This is a genomic window from Alteribacillus sp. YIM 98480, assembly GCF_009765375.1.
GTDB lineage: Bacteria > Bacillota > Bacilli > Bacillales > Marinococcaceae > Alteribacillus.
The window spans coordinates 1-23,599 of the sequence record NZ_VTOK01000028.1 but is presented as its reverse complement, the minus strand read 5'-3'; the positions used below and the strand labels follow the sequence as shown (position 1 = coordinate 23,599).

Annotated in this window: 24 protein-coding genes; 12 read left to right on the top strand and 12 right to left on the bottom strand. The window is 38.6% G+C overall.

What is annotated here, in order from left to right:
• Positions 1-258: 258 nt before the first annotated feature.
• Positions 259-870, bottom strand: a complete 612-nt coding sequence (locus tag FZF09_RS22020; protein WP_158738689.1) for a protein kinase family protein — start codon at positions 868-870, stop codon at positions 259-261.
• 297 nt (positions 871-1,167) lie between these two features.
• Positions 1,168-1,329 carry a Fur-regulated basic protein FbpA gene (fbpA, locus tag FZF09_RS22015; RefSeq protein WP_158738688.1) on the bottom strand — a complete coding sequence of 54 codons (162 nt, stop codon included), beginning with the start codon at positions 1,327-1,329 and terminating at the stop codon, positions 1,168-1,170.
• A gap of 459 nt (positions 1,330-1,788) precedes the next feature.
• On the opposite strand from fbpA, the gene FZF09_RS22010 reads away from it, so the two are divergent.
• On the top strand, positions 1,789-2,880 hold the full coding sequence (locus tag FZF09_RS22010) for an LLM class flavin-dependent oxidoreductase (protein WP_158738687.1): 1,092 nt from the start codon (positions 1,789-1,791) through the stop codon (positions 2,878-2,880).
• Positions 2,881-2,939: 59 nt separating this feature from the next.
• Here FZF09_RS22010 and FZF09_RS22005 read toward each other — a convergent pair whose 3' ends face one another.
• The 3 genes from FZF09_RS22005 to FZF09_RS21995 form a co-directional block, all read right to left on the bottom strand.
• The gene (locus FZF09_RS22005; protein ID WP_158738686.1) at positions 2,940-3,779 is read right to left on the bottom strand and encodes a glycerophosphodiester phosphodiesterase; all 840 of its coding nucleotides are present in this window, start codon (positions 3,777-3,779) and stop codon (positions 2,940-2,942) included.
• A 258-nt stretch (positions 3,780-4,037) separates the two neighbouring features.
• Positions 4,038-4,421 (bottom strand): DUF2512 family protein, encoded by a 384-nt coding sequence (locus FZF09_RS22000; RefSeq protein ID WP_158738685.1) that lies wholly within the window; start codon positions 4,419-4,421, stop codon positions 4,038-4,040.
• 259 nt (positions 4,422-4,680) lie between these two features.
• Positions 4,681-5,517 (bottom strand): STAS domain-containing protein, encoded by an 837-nt coding sequence (locus FZF09_RS21995; RefSeq protein ID WP_158738684.1) that lies wholly within the window; start codon positions 5,515-5,517, stop codon positions 4,681-4,683.
• Positions 5,518-5,824: 307 nt separating this feature from the next.
• On the opposite strand from FZF09_RS21995, the gene FZF09_RS21990 reads away from it, so the two are divergent.
• On the top strand, positions 5,825-6,400 hold the full coding sequence (locus FZF09_RS21990) for a class I SAM-dependent methyltransferase (RefSeq protein WP_158738683.1): 576 nt from the start codon (positions 5,825-5,827) through the stop codon (positions 6,398-6,400).
• 92 nt (positions 6,401-6,492) lie between these two features.
• Here FZF09_RS21990 and FZF09_RS21985 read toward each other — a convergent pair whose 3' ends face one another.
• Both FZF09_RS21985 and FZF09_RS21980 read right to left on the bottom strand, forming a co-directional pair.
• The gene (locus tag FZF09_RS21985) at positions 6,493-8,085 is read right to left on the bottom strand and encodes a glycoside hydrolase family 32 protein (protein ID WP_158738682.1); all 1,593 of its coding nucleotides are present in this window, start codon (positions 8,083-8,085) and stop codon (positions 6,493-6,495) included.
• Between the two features lie 216 nt (positions 8,086-8,301).
• Positions 8,302-9,042: an aspartate/glutamate racemase family protein gene (locus FZF09_RS21980; RefSeq protein ID WP_158738681.1), complete on the bottom strand. Its 741-nt coding sequence runs from the start codon at positions 9,040-9,042 to the stop codon at positions 8,302-8,304.
• Positions 9,043-9,138: 96 nt separating this feature from the next.
• On the opposite strand from FZF09_RS21980, the gene FZF09_RS21975 reads away from it, so the two are divergent.
• Positions 9,139-9,984: a metallophosphoesterase gene (locus tag FZF09_RS21975; protein WP_370514522.1), complete on the top strand. Its 846-nt coding sequence runs from the start codon at positions 9,139-9,141 to the stop codon at positions 9,982-9,984.
• 79 nt (positions 9,985-10,063) lie between these two features.
• Here the strand turns inward: FZF09_RS21975 and FZF09_RS21970 are convergent, their stop codons facing one another.
• Entirely contained in the window at positions 10,064-10,669 is a 606-nt protein-coding gene (locus tag FZF09_RS21970) for a YkoP family protein (protein WP_370514521.1), read from the bottom strand.
• Positions 10,670-10,863: 194 nt separating this feature from the next.
• On the opposite strand from FZF09_RS21970, the gene FZF09_RS21965 reads away from it, so the two are divergent.
• Positions 10,864-11,154 (top strand): hypothetical protein, encoded by a 291-nt coding sequence (locus FZF09_RS21965; RefSeq protein ID WP_158738679.1) that lies wholly within the window; start codon positions 10,864-10,866, stop codon positions 11,152-11,154.
• 204 nt (positions 11,155-11,358) lie between these two features.
• A complete protein-coding gene (gene cysQ / locus FZF09_RS21960; protein ID WP_158738678.1) occupies positions 11,359-12,150 on the top strand; it encodes a 3'(2'),5'-bisphosphate nucleotidase CysQ in 792 nt (263 codons plus the stop codon).
• Between the two features lie 893 nt (positions 12,151-13,043).
• On the opposite strand, the gene FZF09_RS21955 is transcribed toward cysQ, so the two are convergent.
• The 4 genes from FZF09_RS21955 to FZF09_RS21940 form a co-directional block, all read right to left on the bottom strand.
• Entirely contained in the window at positions 13,044-13,283 is a 240-nt protein-coding gene (locus FZF09_RS21955; protein ID WP_158738677.1) for an HPr family phosphocarrier protein, read from the bottom strand.
• A 27-nt stretch (positions 13,284-13,310) separates the two neighbouring features.
• Positions 13,311-13,997 (bottom strand): LrgB family protein, encoded by a 687-nt coding sequence (locus tag FZF09_RS21950; RefSeq protein ID WP_233269602.1) that lies wholly within the window; start codon positions 13,995-13,997, stop codon positions 13,311-13,313.
• A complete protein-coding gene (locus tag FZF09_RS21945; RefSeq protein ID WP_158738676.1) occupies positions 13,987-14,361 on the bottom strand; it encodes a CidA/LrgA family protein in 375 nt (124 codons plus the stop codon). The genes FZF09_RS21950 and FZF09_RS21945 overlap by 11 nt, the downstream gene beginning before the upstream one ends.
• Before the next feature lie 633 nt (positions 14,362-14,994).
• Positions 14,995-15,768, bottom strand: coding sequence for an acetoin reductase (locus tag FZF09_RS21940; protein ID WP_158738675.1), 774 nt, complete (start codon positions 15,766-15,768; stop codon positions 14,995-14,997).
• Between the two features lie 466 nt (positions 15,769-16,234).
• Here FZF09_RS21940 and FZF09_RS21935 point away from each other — a divergent pair, with 466 nt between their 5' ends.
• The 7 genes from FZF09_RS21935 to FZF09_RS21905 form a co-directional block, all read left to right on the top strand.
• Entirely contained in the window at positions 16,235-17,383 is a 1,149-nt protein-coding gene (locus tag FZF09_RS21935) for an XdhC family protein (protein ID WP_158738674.1), read from the top strand.
• Between the two features lie 107 nt (positions 17,384-17,490).
• Positions 17,491-19,917, top strand: coding sequence for a xanthine dehydrogenase family protein molybdopterin-binding subunit (locus FZF09_RS21930; protein WP_158738673.1), 2,427 nt, complete (start codon positions 17,491-17,493; stop codon positions 19,915-19,917).
• Entirely contained in the window at positions 19,918-20,373 is a 456-nt protein-coding gene (locus FZF09_RS21925) for an SRPBCC family protein (RefSeq protein ID WP_158738672.1), read from the top strand.
• Positions 20,374-20,408: 35 nt separating this feature from the next.
• On the top strand, positions 20,409-21,290 hold the full coding sequence (locus tag FZF09_RS21920; RefSeq protein WP_158738671.1) for an FAD binding domain-containing protein: 882 nt from the start codon (positions 20,409-20,411) through the stop codon (positions 21,288-21,290).
• 1 nt (position 21,291) lies between these two features.
• Positions 21,292-21,786, top strand: coding sequence for a (2Fe-2S)-binding protein (locus FZF09_RS21915; RefSeq protein ID WP_304503079.1), 495 nt, complete (start codon positions 21,292-21,294; stop codon positions 21,784-21,786).
• A gap of 15 nt (positions 21,787-21,801) precedes the next feature.
• On the top strand, positions 21,802-23,361 hold the full coding sequence (locus FZF09_RS21910) for a class I adenylate-forming enzyme family protein (RefSeq protein ID WP_158738670.1): 1,560 nt from the start codon (positions 21,802-21,804) through the stop codon (positions 23,359-23,361).
• Positions 23,361-23,599: enoyl-CoA hydratase-related protein (locus tag FZF09_RS21905; RefSeq protein ID WP_199256846.1), on the top strand; the 239-nt coding region annotated here is incomplete at its 3' end. The genes FZF09_RS21910 and FZF09_RS21905, both read left to right, overlap by 1 nt.

The window sequence follows — 23,599 nt, the reverse complement described above, 5'->3', positions numbered from 1 at the left end:
TGTCGCAACGCAAAAGTCAACACGTCCTGTGCAAGCCAGTTCAGCGTTGTCACAGGACGTACTTCCACACGACGTGGTAACTTCTACATTGACTTCTGCACCGGAACAGGATGTTCGTTCCTGTCTGTCTTTTGTAGAAGATCCTTTATTTTAGCCGAACTTCCTCGTTCAGGGAGCTTGTGTTTTTTCTACTGTTTGGAAGAGGGTTCAGCAGTGGGTCGGGGAATGGATCGGATAGGAATAGATCCAGTAGTCAGCCTAAAATTCAGGCAGCCATTTTCTTTTATATAACGCGGCAATGGTATTTAGAATAAATATTGGAAGTCTTTTAGGGAAATAAGGCTTCCTATAAAAACGATAAAAGGCTCGTTTTAAGTCGTCCCATTGCGTACACTGTTTTGTTTGTCGATAACGTGCGACATCAATAATTTTTATTCCGCCATGTGGAGTGATGATAATGTTTCGTAAATGAATATCTGACGGATTCAATCCTTTTTTTCGTGCCAGCTCTAAAGCTTGATCAACTTCGTTCATATTCTTCTCTGAAACTGGAATACCTTGCTGAAGACATTCAAACAAAGTGTATCCCTTTATATAATCAAGCACGAGGTAGTTGGAGCCTGCCTCATATAATGTTGGGAAAAATTCCAGCCCTTCCAGATCACGGTAAATAGCCGCTTCTTCTTTTGCTATATGTGTAAAGTCAGGAAAGAACACCTTCAGTACTTTTTCAGTGGGAAGAATCTTAAAAACGTAAGCACTTCGGCCTTTTCCAATGAGTTCAAGCTTGTCATCTTTCTCATCAAGCCATGTACATGAGCCCTTGCAAGTCATGCGTACACTATCAGCAAGTTCTCTATATGCACTCATTTCTCTAGTCTCCCTTCTTTCCTTTTACTGTTAAGAATGGTAAACAGTATAGGAAAACTTCCGCTTTCGCCATTTGAATTTGGCGGCAAGCAACTTTGTCTAATTCTATCATTCTTATGTGTCTATTATATGTCAAACATGGTCTATGCGTTAAAGGATACGCTCATAGAATAATAGTCCATAAAATTTGAGGAGTTGGTCACAAACCAAAGAAGACAAAAAACCATCATCTCGACAGTGAGACTGATGGCTGTGTGTGGAAAATTATTTATAATACATGATATAAAAGGGAGCTTGTCAGGAAATATAGTTTTTTCTTAGTAAAAACTGATTTTTTAATTCTGATTCCGTAGCTTCATAAAACTGACGACCGTCCGGCATTTTATACATATTAAGATCTAAAAGGGCAGCAATGAGTTGGTCTTTATTCTTTTCATCGATTAAAGTACTCGTATACATAATACCCGCTCCTTTTATTTGTAAGCGCTTTCAATACTAATTTTAAAGATTTTTTTAGAGATTGTCAACGAAAATATATTTATAATTTTTGAAGGAAAAGTATAAAAAGCATGGAATCTTTATTTTAAGAACCAATTTGTAAAACTATCACCTCTGTCTACTAATCGTGTCCTTCTAGAAATTTTTTCCCTTTCAAACAAGCTTTTAAAAGTCATTTTGATTTTGCTTTAAATGAAAACGCTTACTTTATGCAGTACTTAAAACTTGATTTCTTTAAAAAACGCAAGCGCCTTGCTCACGAGCTACAAGTCCTGGAGTGGTCGGCATATGGAAAGCTGATCTTTGCCTTTCCATTGACGAACCGAAGGAATCTCGAGCGAGTAGGCGCTTGCGCTAGACATGTAAAACGCAACTATTTATAATTTCTTACTTTTTAAAAAGGATAAAGGAGATGGTTTTGTGAAACTAGGACTGTTCTTAATGCCGACACATCCTCCGGAAAAAAATCTTTACGACGCAACGGAATGGGACTTAGAGATGATTCAGTATGCAGATGAGTTAGATTATGGTGAGGCATGGATTGGAGAACATTTTACTTCCCCCTGGGAACCAATTCCGGCCCCAGATTTAATGATTGCGCAGGCTCTGAAAGCAACAAAGCAAATAAAGCTTGCACCTGGAGCTCACTTGCTGCCTTACCATCATCCAGTAGAATTAGCTCATCGCACAGCGTATCTTGATCATTTATCACAAGGTCGCTTAATGCTTGGCATTGGAGCAGGGGGTCTTCCTAGTGATCATGAAACATATGGTGTAGACGGAGCCAATGGTGAAAATAGAACAATGACTGCAGAAGCACTGGAAATTATATTGAAATTTTGGAAAGAAAAAGAGCCTTTTCAATACAAAGGAACGTATTGGAATGCGAATAAAATAGAAGGCGATGAATATTTAAAACCGCATATAGAGCCATATCAAAAACCATACCCGCCTATTGGCGTAACAGGACTCAGTCCAGGATCAGAAACACTGAAAATGGCTGGGGAAAAAGGTTTTATACCAATGAGTCTTGGAGCGAATCTCGATTATATTGCAAGTCACTGGGATTCTGTGGAAGAAGGAGCTAAAAGAAGCGGCAAAAATCCACAGCGGGATACCTGGAGAATTACCCGGGATGTGTTTGTAGCAGATACAGATGAAGAAGCGCTTGAAGGGTCCCTGCATTCTATGATGGGCAGGCAGCATCGTGAATATTGGCTTCCTCTCTTCAAAAAGCTTGGTGCTATTTCTGTATTCAAACATGAAGAAGCAGTGGACGATGAGGAAGTGACCACAGAATATGTGGCAAAACATAACTGGTTTGTAGGTTCGCCGGAGACGGTTGCAAATAGATTAGCCAATCTTTATGAAAAAGTAGGCGGGTTTGGGCATTTGCTTATCACCGGGTATGATTATAGTGAAAACCCTGAAGTATGGAAAAAATCAATGCGGTTAATGAAAGAGGAAGTGCTGCCAAGGGTTGAAAGAATTATTACAAAAGTAAAAAGGTAACCATAAAAGAAGGAGCAGAAGGCGGGGGTTCCATCTGCTCCTATTAAGTATAAGATATATTATTTATGGGGGTCCACATAATCAGGGAAATCCGTAATGATACCGTCTACTCCTAATTGCAATAGGAGATCTGCGGATTCTTGGTCTCTAACCGTCCATGGATGTGATTCCATGCCAAACTCATGAATACGTTCAAGCAGATCAGCATCCATCATATCTTTATTAGGGTTAACATACTCTGCATATCGAGCGAAATCAGAAAGCTGCTCATCAGAGATACCATCCGGGCTGTAGCTTAACAGAACACCGACTGGAACAGAGGGCAGAATAGACTGGAACGTTTTCATGGACTGATGATCGAAAGACTGAACAATAATTTTATTGTTATTTGGTTTATCCATATTACGAGAAGTTAGCTCATCAGCTACTTTCTGTTCGATTTCCGGGTATAAATAAGGTGATTTTATTTCGATAAGAATACCAGTTCTTCCTCTAAATTGGTCAAGCACTTCACCAAGTGTTGGTATTTTTTCACCGGCAAATTCTTCACTGAAAAAGCTTCCTGCATCCAGTTCAGCTATTTCTTCATATGTTAAATCTTTAATGGCACCCGTGCCATCTGTCGTCCTGTCCACTGTCGTATCGTGAATAACAACAAGCTCGCCGTCTTTACTCATTTGTACATCTAGTTCAATCATTTCAGCTTTCATTTCCACTGCTTTTACAAAAGCTGCCAACGTGTTTTCAGGGGCATAACCAGAGGCGCCGCGATGCGCAATATTAAGGGTTTGCTTTTGTGTCTTGGTTGATACCTCTTCATCAGCCAATGCCATTCCGCCTGAAAGAAACAGCGAGAAAAACAAAGCGGCCATTATAACACTAGATAAGTACTTTTTCATTTGTCACTCTCCCTTTGTTTATTTACCTCCACTCTAGCGAAAAACTATGAAGGTAATATAAAGCCACAGTGTAAACTGTGTAAGGAAAGTGTGAATATATGGAAATTAATAATGTTTTAACATTTAATTTGTAATCGTTTTACTTCATCTTTATTAATTTGAAAACGAAGTAAACGAATAGAAGAGGGAGGCACGCTCAATATGAAAAGGAGCCGCCCCATAAGTCAGTTCTTTGCAAATGAGGCGGCTCCTCTGGCATTAATGAGAGGTAGTAGTTTTTAATTCATTGTTGGCACCGATATTTTTCTTAGAAATATATAAATGAAAGAAGTATTCTGCTAATGCAATAATAACAGCTGAAATAACTGCTGCACCTGCCATCGTACTTGCTGCTATGCCTGTTAATACCATTCCAAGAAGCCAAACTACTAAAAATGTTACTCCTAAATCTGAAATCGTAGCAGCCACATTCGTTTTTTTCGGAAGAATATAGAGGTCTCCTACTGTGTATGATACGGCACCAAGAACAATCGCAATAATAAGGACGTTTAGAAAGGAAACACCAAACCCTAAACTAAGAACCAAAAACAGAGCTGCAATGGTCAATATCCCTTTGACCGCAATTGCTTTTACATGTTCCATAATCCCTCTCCTCCTTTTGATAAAAAATAGTTTCGCCAAGTCTGTAAGGAGATAAAACGAAACTATTTCTATATTTCTCAATAGGGTGGAACATAAACGTTTATGCAGAAAAATGATAGAAAAGTTAGTCTCAATTGCTTGCAAATTTGGGGGTAGTATGTAAAGGATGGTTAGAAGAGAAGGCTAGAAAGAAGCCTTGTCTTCCTGCTGGTCGTTACATGAAACCCATATCGAAGCCTCGGGTAACAAGGGGGCATATTTATTGGAAAATGCCTAATGTAGAGAGTGATTTTCGCAGATTGCCGTGAACTTCGATGTTATCGAACCCGATGCCTAAAGAACACATTGTTTGGGATAAGTCTGGCCTTACCCCGCATATGATAGCTTTAACTCCTAGCAGATGGAGAGATTGTACCGTTTCATGAATTTTGTTGACGGATAGGTTATCCACAATGGACACGCCAGATAGGTCAATCAACAGATAATCAAGGTTATACAAGTCTGATTGCTGCAACGCTGTATCCATTAATTTGTGGCCTCTTTTCGTGTCTATTTTACCAATAATAGGAAGAACAGCAACTGTGTCTGTGATAGGGACAACAGGAGCAGAAAGTTCTAAAAAGGTGTCTTCGGCCAATTTAAGTTCTTTCTGATGATGGGAAACATATTTTTGACATAACAAAGAAACGGTCTTATCAATTATAGGGTCTATTATTTTCTGAGTTTCAAATACGGTGTCTATGGAAAATCCCTGTTTTCTAGTCTCTTGTTGAATAAAGTTCCATATGGCAGAACGATAATCTTTGGCTGTATTAATTGGCTTGTCGAGCGGGACTCCTATTTGCATAGCGTAATTAGAAGTTTTCTCCGCCCAATCCGAAATTTTTTGATTCATTGCTTCTTGGTTTTCCGTAAAAGCAGTTGAGATAATAACAATAAAATTTTCTCGAATGCTGAGTACTGCCTCTTCTGTCACTGTTTGTTCGCGGGCATATTCCTTTAGGGAATTTTGGATATTTGCTGCTATTTTTTGTCTTGCGTCGTACAAGGTTCTTCCTAGTTCAGCCAGCTCTTTTTTGACCTCATTTTGCAACAATATAGCACTCCTCACTTACAATCCATCGACATATTTAACCTCACTTTCACTTTATCAGTCGTCTCTTACTAAGACAATGGCTTGTCTGGATAAAAATAATTGGGATTAATTGGAATATCGTGAACCTCCAAGCACATCAACAACTATAGAAAAATGAATGATTGTGTTTAAGGGCTGGAAAAGGTATAAAATGTTTTTTTTACCTAGGAATAGAGAAAAAAATGCGGGGAATTATACAAGAAGACCAAGCAAATGATATATACGACGTTTAAGTATCAGTTGAAACAGGAAAAGGAGAACATTTTCTATGGAACTAACACCCCATCTTTATCATTGGTTCATTCGACCAAAGTGGATTACAAAAAAATACGTACATAATCTACTGACAGAGCATGTTCATTTTTCTAACAAATCTGTTTTGGATTTTGGAGCTGGAACGGGAGCTAATTCTGTAATATGCGAACCTTCTGGCTACCTGGGATTAGATCTAAATAAAAAAAGAATTGAATTTGCAAAACGAAACTATCCGAATTATCGTTTTAACGTTATTAATGGATCCCTTTCGGTTATAGAGCAATCTTTTGATGTAATTATGATTGTTGCTGTTCTGCATCATATTTCTCCAAAGAAGGTATCCTCTTATGTTAAAGAATTTAGAAAAGCTCTAAAACCAAATGGCGGCAGGATTATTGTGATAGAGCCATGTTTTTTTGAAAATACTCCAATCAGTAATAGGTTTATGCATAAAAACGATAATGGGAAATATATCCAATATGAACAAGATTATTTAAACTTTTTTTTAAATGAAGGTTTTCAATGCAAGGTAATGAAAAGATATAGTAAGTGCCTTTTTTATAATGAATTGTTTTTTATCGCATATTGAAATCGGAATACTGTGCAGGGATGAACAATTAAAGTATCAAGATACTAGAGAGGGGCCCCCTTTAAAGTCACTTATGGGAAAGCCCCCAAATCTTACTGATTCATCTTATTTTTCCACGTGCTGTCTAATTCAAATACATCTAAAGAAGTTACGTTTACATCACCGTCTTCAGCATATATTTCTAGTTCATTGCTTTCAGGTTTAGGAAAGATTCGGTTTGTAAGAACTCTTTCTCCATCATTTCCAAAAATTTCTACAGAAGAACGATCTACAAATATATGCATTTTAATTTTGTTATCTTCTGAAGCTAATGGTGCTGCGTAGATGCCAGGAAAATCATCATTAAAGTCGGTGTCACCAGACTCTGTTCGATCTACAAATAATTCTTGGTTTTCTGCATCATATCCTACTTTCGTATATTCTTCCTTTCCTTTTCGAATATGAAAACCGAACTCCTCTGCTGAACCTATTTCAAACTCAGCGATAATTTCCTGGGTTTGTCCTTGTCCTTCTGAAACGGGGAGATGAGTTGAATCAATGTTTTGACTTTTTAAATGATGTTTTTTGTTTCTAACTTTATTCAATTCCCGTATAGGTTTTTGCGTAAGAAGAATGTCACCGTTTTCAGAAGTTTTCAATCCGACTTCTCTAGGGATTGTCATAGCACTTCTCCAAGGTGATGTAGGAATATCTTCTGCATAATTCCAATTGCTCATCCAAGCTGTCCAAATACGCCGCTGTTTTGTGTTATCCCAAGATTGGCTGGCGTAGAAATCTTTTCCATAATCTACCCAATTTATTTCATCTGCTTTTTGATCAGTTGTAAAGGTTTCACCATCAAAGTCACCGATAAAGTATTGTCCCCCAGAACCTCCTGCAATTGCTCCTGGGTTAATATCGACCTGCAGTACCCATTTTGTGTTGTTTGGATCTCCATCCACAGGAATTTCGAACAGATCAGGGCATTCCCAAACTCCTCCTTGGGCCCCCATTCCTTCACCAAACTCGCTCATAAATTCCCAGTCAAGGAGGTCAGGTGAAGAGTAAAATTGAACACGGTCATCGGCAGCGACCGCCATTATCCATTTCTCAGTATCTTCATGCCAAAAAACCTTTGGATCACGAAAATCTTCTATACCTTGGTTTTCAAGGACCGGATTGCCTTCGTATTTTTGCCAAGTTCTGCCTTTATCTTCACTGTATGCAATACTTTGCTGCTGTGTATCACCAGCATGAGTGAAAATGGCGACTAATCCACCAGAGCCGCCTTTAAACAGACCGCTTGTATTATGTTTGTCCACTACAGCACTTCCCGAAAAAATCATCCCTAATTCATCGGGTTCCATCGCTGTATCTAGATGCTCCCAGTGCACAAGATCCTTGCTGACAGCATGGCCCCAGCTCATGTTCCCCCATGTATCACCTTTAGGATTATATTGATAAAACATATGGTATTCTCCCTGGTAATAAACCAAACCGTTAGGATCGTTCATCCAATTTTCTTCTGGGGTAAAGTGAAATTGAGGGCGGTACAATTCATCATAATAATTGTTATCCATTTCCTGTAATTGCTTAATATTTTCTGACTCTTCAGAATCCTTAGCTCCTACATCAGCAGCATGCATGAATAAACCCGCAATTAATGTCAAGGTAGTAACGAGAACTCCTTTATAATTACGTTTCAATTTTATTCCCCCTCACTAAAAATTTAAAGCGTTCCATCTAGCAACAACTATTCCCTCCTTAACGACCAAAATGGAAAGCGGTTTCAATTAGTATTGTAAAAATATAAATGATTAATATCAATCATAAAACATCAAATTAGTTCAAAAATAATCAAAATCAATCAATGTGTCCCAATATTTGAAAGTAAATAGGAAAAAAATACTGAGTAAAAACCATTAATTGAATGTAAAACCAGTAAACTCTTTTTTTATAAACGATTCAAACACAAAATTTATCATCGTAACGTAGTCAAATACAGGGCGTTGTATTTTTTCTTGTACCGCTTTGGAATAAGGGGAGAGGAGGCTGCATTCTAGTAACAGTATGGACATGTCGGGATGCTCTGTAATCATTTCTGCAGCCGCCTCTACGACTTCTTGTTCCATTAGTTGTTTGTTCAATATGCCTGTTTCCTGAATGGCAACTCCTGCAAAATGGGATGTGTTTTCTAATCCTTTAACATAGACACTTTCTGGCTTTATACCTGCAGCGTGCAGCATTTTAGTGTGTAAACGATACGACTCTGCTGTGATAATGCCGATTTTTTGATTAGAAGTGTCGATTATTTTTTCCATCATACAAAGCTGCAGCAAACTTGACATAAATACGGGAACTTTCAGGGAGCTTGCCAATTCTTGTTGGAACAGTAATAAGTAGCCGCAGTTTCCTGTAATGGCTTTAACCCCGCTCTCTGCGATAAGTTGTTTGCCTGCTGAAACCACTTTTGGAAGAACGGCTTCTCTATCTTCATACATTTGTTTTACGGTTAAGCCGTCCACTTTTTTATAGTGAACAGGAAAAGAAAAAGTGGCTGCGTTTCCCATATCTCCGGGGATAAAGGGAATATGGCTGTCGAGCATAAGTATGCCTATTGTCGAACCATAGTTTACTTGTCCCTTTTTTGCATGGTAAATCATTATCATACCCTCCGTTACGTTAATACAACGATGGCAATACCACCAAGTATTACTAGGCAAAATCCAGTCTTTTTCATGTATAATCAAGCATTGGAGGTGTTGCGAATGATTTGGTTATTTATTATTATGATTGTTGTTATTATTGGATACAAAGCTTATGAAAATACAAAGCAAGTGGTAATCAATAAAGTGGAATTAAACCAGGATGAATGGACTCCTAATTCCTCCGTTACCGTTCTCCATCTTTCTGATATGCATTTGGAAAACATCTCCATCACATCGGAACAGCTTTATGAAAAATTAAAACAGGAACCCATTGATATTATTGCGATAACCGGGGATTTTTTGGATAGAAAACGTACGATACCGAAGCTTGTCCCATATTTAGACGCATTAAATAAACTAAAGCCTTGTTACGGGATGTATGCTGTTTTTGGAAATCATGATTATGTGCTAAAAGATAATGATTTTGCTTCTTTAAAGAATATGTTAGAACAGCACGGTTGTAAGACTCTGCAAAATGAGCAGTGTTTGCTTAATATAGAAGGATATCCCGTCAACATTATAGGGATTGATGATTACAGTACAAACCGAAGTGACCTTGAATCTTCTTATCAATATGTAAAAACAGGTTACAATCTAGTGTTAACACATGATCCCAATGTCGTTTTAGATATGAACCATTGCAGCTTTGACTATCTTCTTTCCGGCCATTTTCACGGAGGACAATTTTTGTACCCGAAGCCTTATCATCTTGTTAAAATGGGAAAACTTGCTCGAATGAAAATGATTAAAGGGCTTCACCGTTACAATGACAAGCCTTTTTATATTAGTGAAGGTTTAGGACAAACAGGGTTGAACGCGCGAATCGGATCGCGTCCTGAAATTACGCTTCATACCTTGTCTGTCGGTAAGGAAATGGCAAATGCGAAAATAAGCTAAAAGAGAGTGAAACGAGAAAATGAGGTCCGTTTCACACATGTTAAAAGAGCCGCTCCGCTTAGAGCAGCTCTTTTTTTTCTTACCTTTTACCATGTACGGTACTAGCAGAGAGGCTTTGCTGGATGACTTGGCGGGACTGCGTTTTTATACAGGTTGCCAAAAGCTTTTCTTTCGACATAAAAATATATTTGGGTTGTTTCTTTTTTATGGAAGAAAACGTTGCTGTTGGTGATGATAACATGCTGATCGATAAAGACGGCAGAAATTTAAACCATTTATAAAATGGATTAGTAATATCAATTGAATCAAAACCAAGCCTGGTACATCCTTTGTTTAAAATTGTAATTCCCATAATTCCTTTTATTTGTTCTTTTTTTTCGAGATTTTGGATATAAGCGGCAAGACCAGGAAGCGATTGCTGAACCATTTTATAAACAAAAAAAGCCTTATGAATGTCGGTTTGCAGCGTGTCCATTTCATTAATTAAACGAATATTATGCAAGTGAATTTTTAAAAGGGTATCGTTTTTATTGATAATCGTCCCGTCCGATAGGGTAACAGCAGAACCTTTATAAGAAGTGAGCCTTACCCTGAAGATGTTTTTAAACAGATCATTAGTATCATAAAGGTTGGTGAGACGGGTTAATTTAAAATAAAATGGATCCAAAACAGTCCAAGCATACACGAAAAATTTTCTCATAGGAGTTTCATTCCCTCGGTTAATATAACACCCTACATAGTGTACAAATTTCATCTAATAATATTTATGGTAATAAGAGGGGAAAAATTCTTACTGATAAAGTAAACAAAATCGGTTAAAAATATAGATGCGGGATTATTTCTTATCCCACACTTTTATGAAGAGAAGGGGAATATGGGATGAATAATTTTCGTTGGTTAGCACCTTTTATGGGGCGAAGGCGAAGATTTACGGGCTGGAACCGAAGAAACAACCGCGGTGGAATGGGCATGGGCATGTTACTGACGTTACTCGGAATTGGGGCAGGAGCTGCATGGGCTGGTATTACTCAAAATAACAATAATAATAACGGAAGACAGCCTGTTAGAAACATGATTTCTAACGCACAGCGGGCGATGCCTAATACCGAAACAGCTTTTTCTGAAGAATTAACACCTGATGATTCTAACTACAGAAATCAGGCAGATTAATGGTAAAAGGAGATGGGGACGAATCCCCCGTCTCCTTTTCCGTTTAAATTTGGGTGAGACAAAGTGTCAAGAGACTCGCGAGTAAAGTAATCAAACGTTTGATTAAGAGCTCTGTTCCCTCACACAATAGCAGAAAAAGATGCTATGCTAGAAGATAGTACATAGCAGAAAAACATATTTGAAGTGATGCAGGAGGAGTTTAACATGCAAACCGCCGTAGATGCTGCCATAGAAGCAGGAAAAGAAATCATGAATATTTATCAAACAGATTTTAACGTAGCGTACAAAGAAGATGAGTCTCCACTTACCATAGCGGATGAACGTGCCCATTACATAATAAAAACAAAACTCGAGCAAAAATATCCTCACATCCCCATTTTAAGCGAAGAAGGCAATCACCTTTCGTATGACAAACGAGCTTCCTGGGAAAAATTCTGGCTCGTCGATCCGCTAGATGGAACGAAAGAATTTATAAAGAAAAACGGAGAATTTACTGTGAATATTGCGCTTATTGAAGGGGAAACTCCCGTATTTGGTGTGATTTATGCTCCAGCAATGGATATGTTATATGCAGGGGACAAAGACAAAGGCGCTGTGAAAATAGAAAAAGCAAGCCATAATAAAAATATAAATACCCTTTTTGAGCATGGTACAGTTTTGCCGGTTTCAACGCAGAACGATCAAAAAGTAAGTGTCGTTGCCAGCCGCTCTCATATGTCTGAAGAAACGAAGCAATTTATACAAAAGCTAGAGAAAGAATATGATGAGGTCGAGACCATTTCTGCTGGAAGTTCGCTGAAGCTTTGTTTAGTGGCAGAAGGAAAAGCAGACTTTTACCCCCGTTATGCTCCAACAATGGAATGGGATACAGGCGCCGGCCACGCCATTGTTGAAGCAGCTGGTGGAATTGTCACAAATGTGGAAGAAAAAAAGCCGCTTGTTTATAATAAAAAAGAATTGAAAAATCCTTGGTTTTTAGCACAGAACAAGAAATAAAACGAGGAGTAGTTAAGCCCTTGGTCGTCAGGAATGATACCGGGGGCTAATTTTTTTGAATCAGAGAAGGGTCTGAGCTGAATATAAATAAATCGGATTGGTTTTAATTAGGAACCTCACTTTAAAAAATTCCTAAGAAAAAGATGGAGGGCCAGGCACACAGCAGACGTTAAGAGGAGACAAGCAAAGGGAGGCATAAATCAACGAGAAGAGCTCATAATACTTGCAAAGAGGCTCATAAAGAAAATAAAGAAATGCAAATCATTAAAGTAGATAGACGTAAATCAACAAGTAGGAAAGAAACATGATTCACGATGAGCGAAGAATGGAACAGGTTAGGAAGGTTTCCGAACTAAAATATATGGGACCAGACCGCAATGAAGCAATGGAGTGATCATAAACAGTCTAAAGGAAGTCATAAAAAAGAGAAAGTTGTTTATAAAAACGAAACGTTAGCTCAAATTTATTAGGTTGATACAGTACCAAAATGAAAATAGTTCTGTTTGCGCGAGTACTAATAAATCTGAGTACCCAAAAGGAAGTCAAAAAAGAGGAAAATGCTCGTATGAATGAAAATTAGGATAGAGAGACAAAAACCGAAGCAAAGTTTTAAACTGCGGCACCCACCGAGAAGAACAGATAATTTAAAAAGCTGAAAATAACGTAATTGGAAAGCATTTAATATCCATCATGGAAATTGCGGGACCAGACCCTAAAAGTAAATTCGAATACAACCCACCACCTTGTTCATATGTCACTAAAAATGAATCTTACATCAGACCATATACGTTGCAAAACATGAGCAATGTATTCAGGAGATGCCAAATACAAAAAATCTCGGGCGTTACCTATAACGCCCGAGGGATATATAAGAGTGAGAGAGGAAGGATGGTTTATTTAAACAGACGCTGCAGAGCGGTTACGGCTTCTTTTGCATCATCACCAACAGCTTTTAACGTTATATTTTCAGAAGGTACTAAAAAGGCACTGATGCTGATTAAACTCTTGCAGTTGACTACTTTGTTGTTTGTTTCAAGCACAATGTAGCTTTGAAATTGATTGGCTTGCCGCACAAGGTTAATCATTTGATGAGATCCGTTTCGGTCGATGTGAAAAGATTCTTTGACTTCCATTTTCACATTCTCCTTTCCAAAATAAAATTAATGTACCATCAAACCAAGAAAAGGAACTAACATTGAAAGAAACACAGCGGATATACACATTGCTATACTTCCCATGGACCCTTCTTCTTCGCCCCATTGCAGGGCCCGGTTGACACCTAGTGCCTGAGCAGATGCTCCTAATGCCATCCCCTTTGCAACCTTGCTTTTAATCCCAGCCATTTGTAAGATTTTCGGACCAAACATTAAGGAAAATAGAGCAGAGCTCAGTGCAAATAAAACGGTTAAAGAAGGAATACCTCCCAGCACGTCGGTAACGGATAAAGCAACAGGAATGGTTACAGATTTTGAAACGAGAGAAAGGAGAATTTCATCTTGGAATAGCAGCCATTTTGCCAGCACCAACCCGGATAAGATACCGCCTGCACTGCCTAACATCACCCCCAAACAGATTTTTTTTGCATGTTTTTTCAATACCAATATTTGTTTATATAAAGGAACAGCTAGTGATATCGTAGCAATACCGAGAAAAAAGGAGAACACATCCGTTACTTGTAAATAAGACTCATAGTTTACTGTAGGAACGAAGACAAGAACCAGCACTAAAAAAATCGTCGCAGTGTAAAGAGGATTCAGCCAAGGTTTGTGAAACCGTCGAAACACTTTTAAACTGACTGCATAACTGGTCACAGTCAACAAAGTGCTAAACACCAGGTTAGTCATCATTTTCTTTCATCCTCCTTGATTTAACCCATTCATAGCCTTGAACAGTATACGCGGTACTAAGCAGGACAATTAAGCTTGTGATCACTAACACAAATAACAATTTCAACCCCTGTACTCGAAAAATATCCAGAGAAAGAAATACACCAACGATAAACGGAATAAAAAGTAAAGTCATGTGCTTCAAGTGAAGACTTGCCACACCTTCAATCCACTCCAGTTTGACAAAACCAGTTAATAGTAAGACAAACAGCAAGAGCAAGCCAACGATACTTCCTGGTAATGGAAGATGAAAAAACGCTGAAAGTCTTATTCCAGTATAATAAACACTAAGAAGAATCGACCATTGCACTACTTTGGAGAACATGGAACACTCACCACCTTAACCAGGTAAATATTCCAATAATTATCTTGTGAACTTAGTATATAAAAGAAAAATTTTATTTTCTGCAATTCCGTGAGATAATTTTCCAAAAAAATTCATTTATTTAAAAATGCTTGTCAGATATCTTATCATTTGTTTAGGAACAGCTTAACTGACCATCTACTACGTTAAACGAAGAATATGAAGAAGAAATAAAGGTGAAGTTTAATTATTATTAGATTTTTGTATCCCTTTTCTTTTGGCGGGATGGATGTAAAATACGGCGAGAAAACTTCAAGGATTTGGCGAGTAAATGTGAATATATGTAATTAGGTAACCTCTGAATGAGAAGTAGAAAGTCCAGAAAAGTTGGGAGCAAGTGGATAATCGAAAGGCTGAAATGGAAAAAGAGAAAGAATGGCGAGAAAAAGTCATAAATTGGCGAGTAAAAAGAAAAAATCGACGAGTGAATGGCCACAAAACAGCTAGAATTGTAAAAATATGGATCAAAACACCGATCTGAAACCGAGTAGAGAGGCAGACCAAGGCGGGAACCATTGGACTATTGAACGGATGAAAAAACATGGCGGGTAACCCCGTAGGATAACTGCCGCCATTTTCTGTTCTAAGCATTTTTTAATTAAAGACTATGCCGCCGTCTATCATTACGGCTTGACCTGTCATGTAATCAGAATCAGATGAGGCAAGATAGGACACAAATTTTGCTACGTCCTCTGGTTCTTCCGTTCTTCCTAAAGTAATACCTTCAGCAAATTTCTTGAATGCCTCCCCTTTTTCTAAATCCATGTATCGGGCCATTTCCTCATCAATACGCTCCCACATGCTTGTTCCAACAATACCAGGGCAGTAAGCATTAACGGTTATCCCGAACTGAGCAAGTTCTTGGGCTGCGACTTGAGTCAGACCGACAATAGAAAATTTAGAAGCAGAGTAAGCGCCAAGGAGATTAAATCCTTTATGGCCTGCGATGCTTGCTGCATTAATGATTTTACCGCCGTCTTGTTTTTTCATTTGTTCTGAAGCTGCTTGTATACCATACAATGTGCCAAAGACGTTCACATTAAAAATCTTATTGAGGTCGTCTTCGGTGACTTCAAGCAGCGGCTTGACCTGGTCAATTCCTGCATTATTAACAAAAACATCGAGCCTTCCGTATGTCTCAACAACATTATCGACGAGCCTGAACATGTCCTCGCGGCTGCTGACATCTGCTTGAATAGCTGTTGTTTCTGCTCCTTTTTCTTGCAGCTCATTGGATACTTCCTTAGCTGGTTCTTCCATTACATCGTTAATTATAACGATAAACCCATCATCTGCTAGTCTATGGGCAATACCACGGCCAATTCCTGCTCCTGCCCCGGTAATAACAGCTACTTTTTTATTTTCCATATATGAGAAAACCTCCTTAAAAATCATTCACTTTTCTCTCCCCTATACAACTGTTATTTAAACTTTACAGTCCGAATACCGGAATAATAAAAAATTTAGAAAAACAGGACGGTATGTTAGAAAAATCATATGACTATACGACGACATCTTTTAAGATTTTGATATTTTCTTTGCTTAAAAATCCCCAATGTCCATGACAGGAGCGGGATGTAAGGGTTTTCATTTTTTGTATAATTTTAAAAATTTTTTAATAAAGGTAAATAAATTTAATGGCATTTTAACTAAATTGCTATTGAATTTTCTTGAAAAATATATACTGAAAAACCGCCTAAGAACGGGTTTAAGCGGAGAAAAACAAAATAAAGAAAAAGTCAAAAAACAAAAAACGAATAGAGCAAATTTTAAAACAATTTGATTACATTAGTTTTTATAATTGGATTTACAACTTGGCAATGAGGTGAACATTATGCAAGAGCTGCTTAAAGAACTAGAGCATTGTTGGCTTCAAAAAGAAAAAGCTGTAATTGCCACTATTTTAGATACTGAGGGCTCAACATATCGAAAGCCTGGAGCTAAAAGTATATTTAATGAAAATGGGAATATTGTTGGCGTTTTAAGTGGGGGTTGTGTAGAAGGAGATATATTTGAGTATTGCAAGACAGTTATCAGAACTGGTAAACCTCAGATCATACATTATGATTTAAGAGATGAGGATGCTTTATTGGGGTTGGGCGTAGGGTGTGATGGCGGCCTAACCATATTCCTTCAATTGTTTGACCCAGTTTCAAACCCTTATCTATCTTACGGCATTCTGCGCACTTATCGTAAGTCATTAACAAGTCCAGATCCGTATAAACTGATTACTGTTGCAAAATCAGAAGATGAAGAAAAGATCTCTGTGGGAACAGTGTGGGATTATGACGACTTTATAAAAACAGGCAGCATAAAAGGAAATGATCAGAAATTTTATTTGGAAACGAACACTTTCAATATAGAAGATTATTTTTCCTTTAAAATAAAAGCGATTTCAAAAGGAGCGCAATCACAACAGTTCACGATTGAATGTTTTGTGGAAACGATACATCCCATCCCGAAAATGGTCATATTTGGTGCCGGATTGGACGCCGTTCCTTTGACTAAATTAGCGAAAAATTTGAATTGGCACGTGAGTTTGGTTGATCACCGGCCGGATAATCTCACCCTTGAGAAATTTTCAAATATTGATCAATTTATTCATATTTCTTCTCAACGAGATATGGAAAAGTTGGAATTTGAAGGGGACGTATCCGTGGTCATCATGTCTCACCATTTTGAAAAAGATTTGTTGTATTTAGAAAAAATGTTATCAAAAAATCTAACATATCTTGGGGTGTTGGGAGCTAGAAAACGAACGAAAAGATTAATCGAGTCATTAGAAAGACATGGAACAACTTTTCCACGCGATAAAAGCCATCTGCATTTTCCAGTCGGTCTCGATGTCGGAGCAGAAACTCCAGAGGAAATTGCGTTAAGCATTCTGGCTGAAATTTTGAAAGTGAAAAATGGACGTAACGGATCATCTCTTCATGTAAAGGAAGGTTCTATTCATGGTCAAAAAATGAAAGTGCTTTCATAGAGAGGGAGATTAACGAGACAGAATTGCAAGTGAAAAAGTAAAACGATGCAAGTTAGGTGACACAGAAAGACGATGAACAGCTATGTTCTAGAAGGGGTGATCAAAAGATGACTGATAAAATTGGACATTCTATTCGCAGAGTAGAAGATGCACGTTTAATGTCAGGAGAGGGAAGTTATGTTGATGACTTAGAGCCTTTCGCTAATGTGCACCATGCAGCAATTCTGCGCAGCCCTTATGCCCATGCAAACATAAAAAAGATTAATGCTGAACAAGCCTTAACGATGGAGGGGGTTGTGGAAGTACTTACCGGAGAAGATATTTTAGAACATACCAAACCCTTTCCGGTAGGTGTTTCAGAGCCTATAAACTATTACTCTATGGCTGTAGATAAAGTGAGGTTTGTAGGAGAGCCTGTGGCTGTAGTAGTAGCAAAAGACCGATATCTCGCTGAAGACGCGGTGGATGCGATTAAAGTGGAATATGAACCGCTTGATGCCGTAGTTGATATTGAAGAAGCCATGCAGCATGATGCGCCGGTTTTACACGAAAATATCGGTACTAATATTGCTAATCAGCGATTTTATGATTATGGAAATTCAGATAAAGCTTTTGAAGAAGCAGATATGGTTATAAGCCATAAATTCAACTTTCCAAAATATAGTGCTACACCGGTAGAAAATTATGGAGTCATCGCAGACTATACTTCAAGTGAGAATCAATATACAGTGTGGTCCAACTTTCACGGCCCTTTTACTTTACACACCGTTATGTCAGCTGCATTAAATGTTCCTAGTAATCAGCTGAGGTTGATGGTACCAAAAGATATCGGTGGAAGCTATGGAATTAAATCCGGTATGTTTCCGTATATCGTTTTAATGGGAGTAGCTGCCAGAAAAGCAGGGGTACCAGTGAAATGGACGGAAGACCGGCAAGAGAATTTGCTGGCAAGTTCTAGTGGAACAGACAGAGTAACCTGGATAGATGCAGCAGTAAATAAAGACGGTACGATTCTTGGAATGAAAATGAAAATGGTAGATAACGTAGGCGGGTATATAAGAGCTCCTGAACCTGCTAGTTTGTATCGAACTCATTCTAATACGCTTGGAGCTTATAAAATCAAAAACTTACAGATGGAGACAGTCGCTGTTATGACAAATAAGAGTCCTACTGGTTTAATCCGAGGGTACGGAGGACAGCAGCTGTATTTTCCACTTGAGCGAATGATGCAGCACATTGCAAAAAAATTGGATATGGATGCAGCCGAATTAGTAGAGAAAAACTTAATTCCATCCGATGCTTTTCCGTATGAGACACCTTCTGGAGGAATTTATGACAGCGGCAACTACCAGAAAGCATTGAAAACGGCTTTAGACACAGCCCAGTATAACGAATTTAGACAGAAGCAAAAAGAAGCCTGGAAGAAAGGAAAGTATCTTGGTATTGGTTTAGCAGCGATTGTGGAACCTTCGGGATCTAACATGGGTTATGTCACGGTCGCTTTAACGCCAGAAGAGCGTGAACAGTCTCTGCCTAAATCAGGTTGTGCTGAAGGTGCTACTGTCAGTATTGATCCACGCGGAAGTGTGACTGTCAGAATCAGTACTGTACCATCTGGACAAGGTCATGAAACGGTAGCAGCTCAAATTGTTAGTGAAGTTTTAAATGTAGAAGCAGACAAAGTGAAAGTAATTGCTGAGATGGACACCGCCACAAACCCTTGGTCCGTTGCTTCGGGAAGCTATTCCAGCCGCTTTGCTCCCATTGGGTCAAGCGCAATTTACCAAGCTGCTCAAAAAGTTCGTAATAAATTGCTTCGCATTGCTGAACATCAACTTGGCGAGCCTTTTCAACATTTAACCATTAAAAATGGCCGGGCAGTAGCAGAAGAAGATGAAACGAAACAAATAAGCTTAAAAAGATTGATAGGCACAGCGCATTGGAATCCGGTAGATTTGCCAGAAGGCATGGAACCAGGCCTCCACGAATCTGCATTTTATACCATTTCAGCTGCTAAGGCTCCTGCCAAAGATGATACGGTCAATGGATCCGTAACGTATGGTTTTGTTGCAGATGTAGTTACAGTGGAAGTAGACCCTGATACAGGGGAAGTGGAGATTTTAGATTACGTGACTGTGCACGATGCAGGTAAATTGCTCAACCCTACTATAGCAAATGGACAAATATTAGGGGGATTGGCGCACGGACTAGGCGGCGCTATGTATGAAGAGCTAGCATATGACGATAATGGACAACTTCTAAGCGGCAGTTTTATGGATTACCTTTGTCCTACTGCAACGGAGGTACCGAATATTACAATCGAACACCAAGAAACACCTTCTCCTCTCACCCCTTTAGGAGCTAAAGGTTTAGGGGAAGGCAACACTATGAGTGCCCCAGCAGTCATCGCAAATGCAGTGACGGATGCTTTGACTCCCTTTGACATTATGATAGATGATCTTCCGCTGTCACCAGACAGAATATGGAGAAAGATTCAAGAAAAAAAACGAGTTGTAGTAAAGGAGGAATTTTAAATGGAAGGCAAAGGCGAAATCAAATTACCTGGTAATAAAGAAGAGGTATTTAACCAACTAATGGATCCGGACGTGTTGGAAAAATGCATTATGGGGTGTAAAAACTTAGAAAAAATAGAGGAAAACAAATATAAGGCCGACCTTTCTGTAGGCATTGCTGCTGTGAAAGGGAAATATGACGCAACCATTACGTTAGATAATGTAGAGGAGCCAAACTTCTATACTCTTATAGTTCACGGGGAAGGAAATCCTGGAATTGTAGATGCTGAAGGTAATATTCATTTAGATTCTGATGGAGCGAATGAAACATTACTTCATTATACGTATACAGCTGATATTAAAGGAAAAGTCGCATCTATTGGCCAGCGTATGCTCGGTGGAGTCGCCAAATTAATTATAAATGACTTTTTTAAGAAAGCGAAAAAAGAATTACAAAGACAGCAGTCTGCTTCCTAGTATTGGCGATTACCGTTCAAAAAGGAGTGAGAGAAGTGAAACCGGCTCAATTTGACTATTTCCGTCCATCATCAGTAGAAGAAACATTAGAGCTTTTAACCGATTATGGAAATGAAGGGAAAATTCTTGCTGGAGGACAAAGTTTTATTCCCATATTGAATATGAGGATGTCAGAACCGGAGTGTCTGATAGATATTAACCATTTGCAGGAATTAGATTATATAAAACAAGAGGAAGGTTATCTGAAAATCGGTGCTCTCACGCGGCAAAGCGATTTAGAGAAATCTGAATTAGCAGCAAATACTGTTCCGATTCTTAGAGAAGCCTCTCGGTTTATCGGTCATTCTCAGACAAGAAACCGTGGGACCGTAGGAGGAAGTCTAGTTCATGCCGACCCTAGCGCAGAGCTTCCTCTTACTCTCTTAACTCTAGGTGCAAAAGTAATTATTTCGAGTGCAGATGAAGAAAGAGAAGCTGCTTTGGATGAATTTTTCCTAACTTATTTGACAACAGATATGATGCCTGATGAGCTCTTGACAGCGATCCATATACCAATAGATTCGATACCAAAAGGGTATGCATTTGAAGAATTCAGCCGCAGGCATGGAGACTTCGCTCTAGTGGCTGCAGCTAGCATGCTCGATGTTGACGAAAATGGAAATGTTTTAGGAGGGACCATTGCAGCAGGAGGTATTGATGCTGTTCCTTTATTAGCAGAAGAAGAAGATTTCAATGTATTAATCGGACAAAAATTAACAGAACAACGAATAAAAGAAGTTGTACAAAAAATGGTAGAGAAAGCCGAGCCGGATTCTGATTTACATGCGTCAGCAGAATACCGAGAAAATTTAGCAGAAGTTTTAATTAAAAAGTCCTTGCACAAAGCTTATCAAAGAGCAACTGAAAGTGGGGAGTAACATGATCAAAAAAGTAGAGAGCAAGGAAAAAATGAAAATACAAACGGTGATAAATGGAAAATCATACGAAAAAGAAGTAGAACCGCGCAAGCTGTTTAGTGATTTTTTACGGGAGGATGTTGGCTTAACAGGCACACACGTTGGTTGTGAACACGGAGTGTGTGGAGCATGCACAGTTTTAATGGATGGAAAAGCAGTAAGAAGCTGCTTAATGTTTGCTGTGCAAGCTGATGGCACAAAGATCGAAACCGTAGAAGGCTTAGTTAATAATAAGACGGGCCGTTCACTAAAAGCAGCTTTCTCAGAACACCATGCGCTTCAATGCGGTTTTTGTACACCGGGTATTTTAATGTCCAGTGTAGAGTTTTTAAATGAAAACCCTCAACCAGAAAAGCAAGAGATTAAAGAAATGTTATCCGGTCACTTGTGTCGTTGTACTGGATACACAGGTATCGTCGAAGCTGTTCAACAAACAACGGATGGCAATTCTAAATAAGGAAGGTGATGATCTTTGAATTTAGGTTCCCTTTTTGAGTTTGCTGTCTCCAGATATCCATTATCCACAGCCATCGTAGAAGAGGATAATCGTTATAGTTATCATGAAATGGACCAAATTACAAACCGATTAGCTTATGGTTTACAACATTTGGGCGTTGAAAAGGGAGACAGGGTTGTTACACTGACAAAAAACCGAAAAGAAATGGTTGTCCTTTATTGGGCCGTTCAAAAAATTGGAGCTGTCTTCACTCCTATTAACTTTAGGTTATCAGCAGATGAAGTAAGGTATTGTGTTCAAAACGCTGAAGCCAAAATGGTGGTTTATGAACAAGTTAGTGAAGAGGCGGTTATGAAAGCGACCGAACAAGATAAACCATTATTAATGAGTATTCATAATGATCCCAAAGCAGATGCCGTTTATGAAAAGCTTATTTCTCAGAAAAATGAAAATTTCAATCAACCTGTAATATCAGAAAATGATTACTGCCTTATGCTTTATACTTCAGGCACGACTGGAAAACCTAAAGGGGTCCCGCGCACCCATAAAAACGAGTATGGCGCAGCTATAGCCCATATTATTCAAAATAAATATGAACAAAAAGAAAGTACACTTGGTATTATGCCGCTTTATCACACGATGGGAATGCGCTCGCTTTTATCCATGGCATTATTAAATGGAAAACTGGCAATGATTCCAGACTTTGATCCGAAAAAAGTTTTAGAGACAGTAGAAACAGAAAAAATATCTTGTGTTTATTTAGTCCCAACCATTATTCACGATGTCCTGCATCATCCAAAGTATGATGAGTATGATATGACCTCGTTACGGAAACTCGGTTATGCAGGAGCAGCTATGACTCAGGCACTCACAGAAGAATGCTTTAAAAAATTATCCCCTGACGTTTTTGTCAACCATTATGGCAGCACAGAAGTATATACGTTTTCTATTTGTGATTACTTAGATAAAAAACCGGGATGTGCCGGGAAAGCAGGGTTTCACCAAAAACTTCGCGTCGTTATACCTGACCCGGATGGAAATGCTGGACCAAATGACACTGTTGAAAAAGGAGAACCCGGTGAAATTATTGTAGACACGAGATCGATTGAAGCTTTTCAAGGTTATTGGAAAAGAGAAGATGCAACAAAAAAATCTTTGCGTGACGGATGGTATTTCACTGGCGATATGGGCATCGTAGATCCAGATGGAGACCTGTATGTAGTTGGTCGAGTAGACGACATGATTATTTCAGGCGGTGAAAATATCCATCCACTCGAAGTAGAAGATGTATTGGCTGCACATCCACAAGTGTCTGAAGCAGCGGTGGTTGGATTGCAAGATGATCGGTGGGGTGAAAAAGTAACAGCATTCGTTGTAGCTAAAACGTCTTCTGTAACAGCAGAAACATTAGATACTTATTGCAAAGAAAATCCTGCATTATCCAATTTCAAACGTCCTAGAGACTATGTATTTTTATCAGAAATCCCCAAAAGCGCAGTAGGGAAAGTACTGCGAACAAAATTAAAAAACGGGGAGTACAAAAAAGTAGAAGATTCCGAGGAAGGTGTAATGTAATGTCAGAAAATAATGTACTTTCAGAACAAAAATGGGATCATATTAGCGTGGAAAAAAATGAAGAGAAACAGACAGCTACGATTATATTAGATCGTCCGGAGAAAATGAATACCGTCAGTTATATCGCCCGCGCACACTTCAATGAAATATTTCAGCGTTTAAACCAAGATGAAGACGTACGAGTGATCATCATAAAAGGAGCAGGAGAAAAAGCGTTCACCTCAGGCGGAACCATTAA

Coding starts and splice junctions, on each gene's coding strand:
- FZF09_RS22020 (WP_158738689.1), bottom strand. CDS start 870: ATGAGTGCATATAGAGAACTTGCTGATAGTGTACGCATGACTTGCAAG.
- fbpA (WP_158738688.1), bottom strand. CDS start 1,329: ATGTATACGAGTACTTTAATCGATGAAAAGAATAAAGACCAACTCATT.
- FZF09_RS22005 (WP_158738686.1), bottom strand. CDS start 3,779: ATGAAAAAGTACTTATCTAGTGTTATAATGGCCGCTTTGTTTTTCTCG.
- FZF09_RS22000 (WP_158738685.1), bottom strand. CDS start 4,421: ATGGAACATGTAAAAGCAATTGCGGTCAAAGGGATATTGACCATTGCA.
- FZF09_RS21990 (WP_158738683.1), top strand. CDS start 5,825: ATGGAACTAACACCCCATCTTTATCATTGGTTCATTCGACCAAAGTGG.
- FZF09_RS21980 (WP_158738681.1), bottom strand. CDS start 9,042: ATGATTTACCATGCAAAAAAGGGACAAGTAAACTATGGTTCGACAATA.
- FZF09_RS21965 (WP_158738679.1), top strand. CDS start 10,864: ATGAATAATTTTCGTTGGTTAGCACCTTTTATGGGGCGAAGGCGAAGA.
- cysQ (WP_158738678.1), top strand. CDS start 11,359: ATGCAAACCGCCGTAGATGCTGCCATAGAAGCAGGAAAAGAAATCATG.
- FZF09_RS21955 (WP_158738677.1), bottom strand. CDS start 13,283: ATGGAAGTCAAAGAATCTTTTCACATCGACCGAAACGGATCTCATCAA.
- FZF09_RS21950 (WP_233269602.1), bottom strand. CDS start 13,997: ATGATGACTAACCTGGTGTTTAGCACTTTGTTGACTGTGACCAGTTAT.
- FZF09_RS21945 (WP_158738676.1), bottom strand. CDS start 14,361: ATGTTCTCCAAAGTAGTGCAATGGTCGATTCTTCTTAGTGTTTATTAT.
- FZF09_RS21940 (WP_158738675.1), bottom strand. CDS start 15,768: ATGGAAAATAAAAAAGTAGCTGTTATTACCGGGGCAGGAGCAGGAATT.
- FZF09_RS21935 (WP_158738674.1), top strand. CDS start 16,235: ATGCAAGAGCTGCTTAAAGAACTAGAGCATTGTTGGCTTCAAAAAGAA.
- FZF09_RS21930 (WP_158738673.1), top strand. CDS start 17,491: ATGACTGATAAAATTGGACATTCTATTCGCAGAGTAGAAGATGCACGT.
- FZF09_RS21925 (WP_158738672.1), top strand. CDS start 19,918: ATGGAAGGCAAAGGCGAAATCAAATTACCTGGTAATAAAGAAGAGGTA.
- FZF09_RS21915 (WP_304503079.1), top strand. CDS start 21,292: ATGATCAAAAAAGTAGAGAGCAAGGAAAAAATGAAAATACAAACGGTG.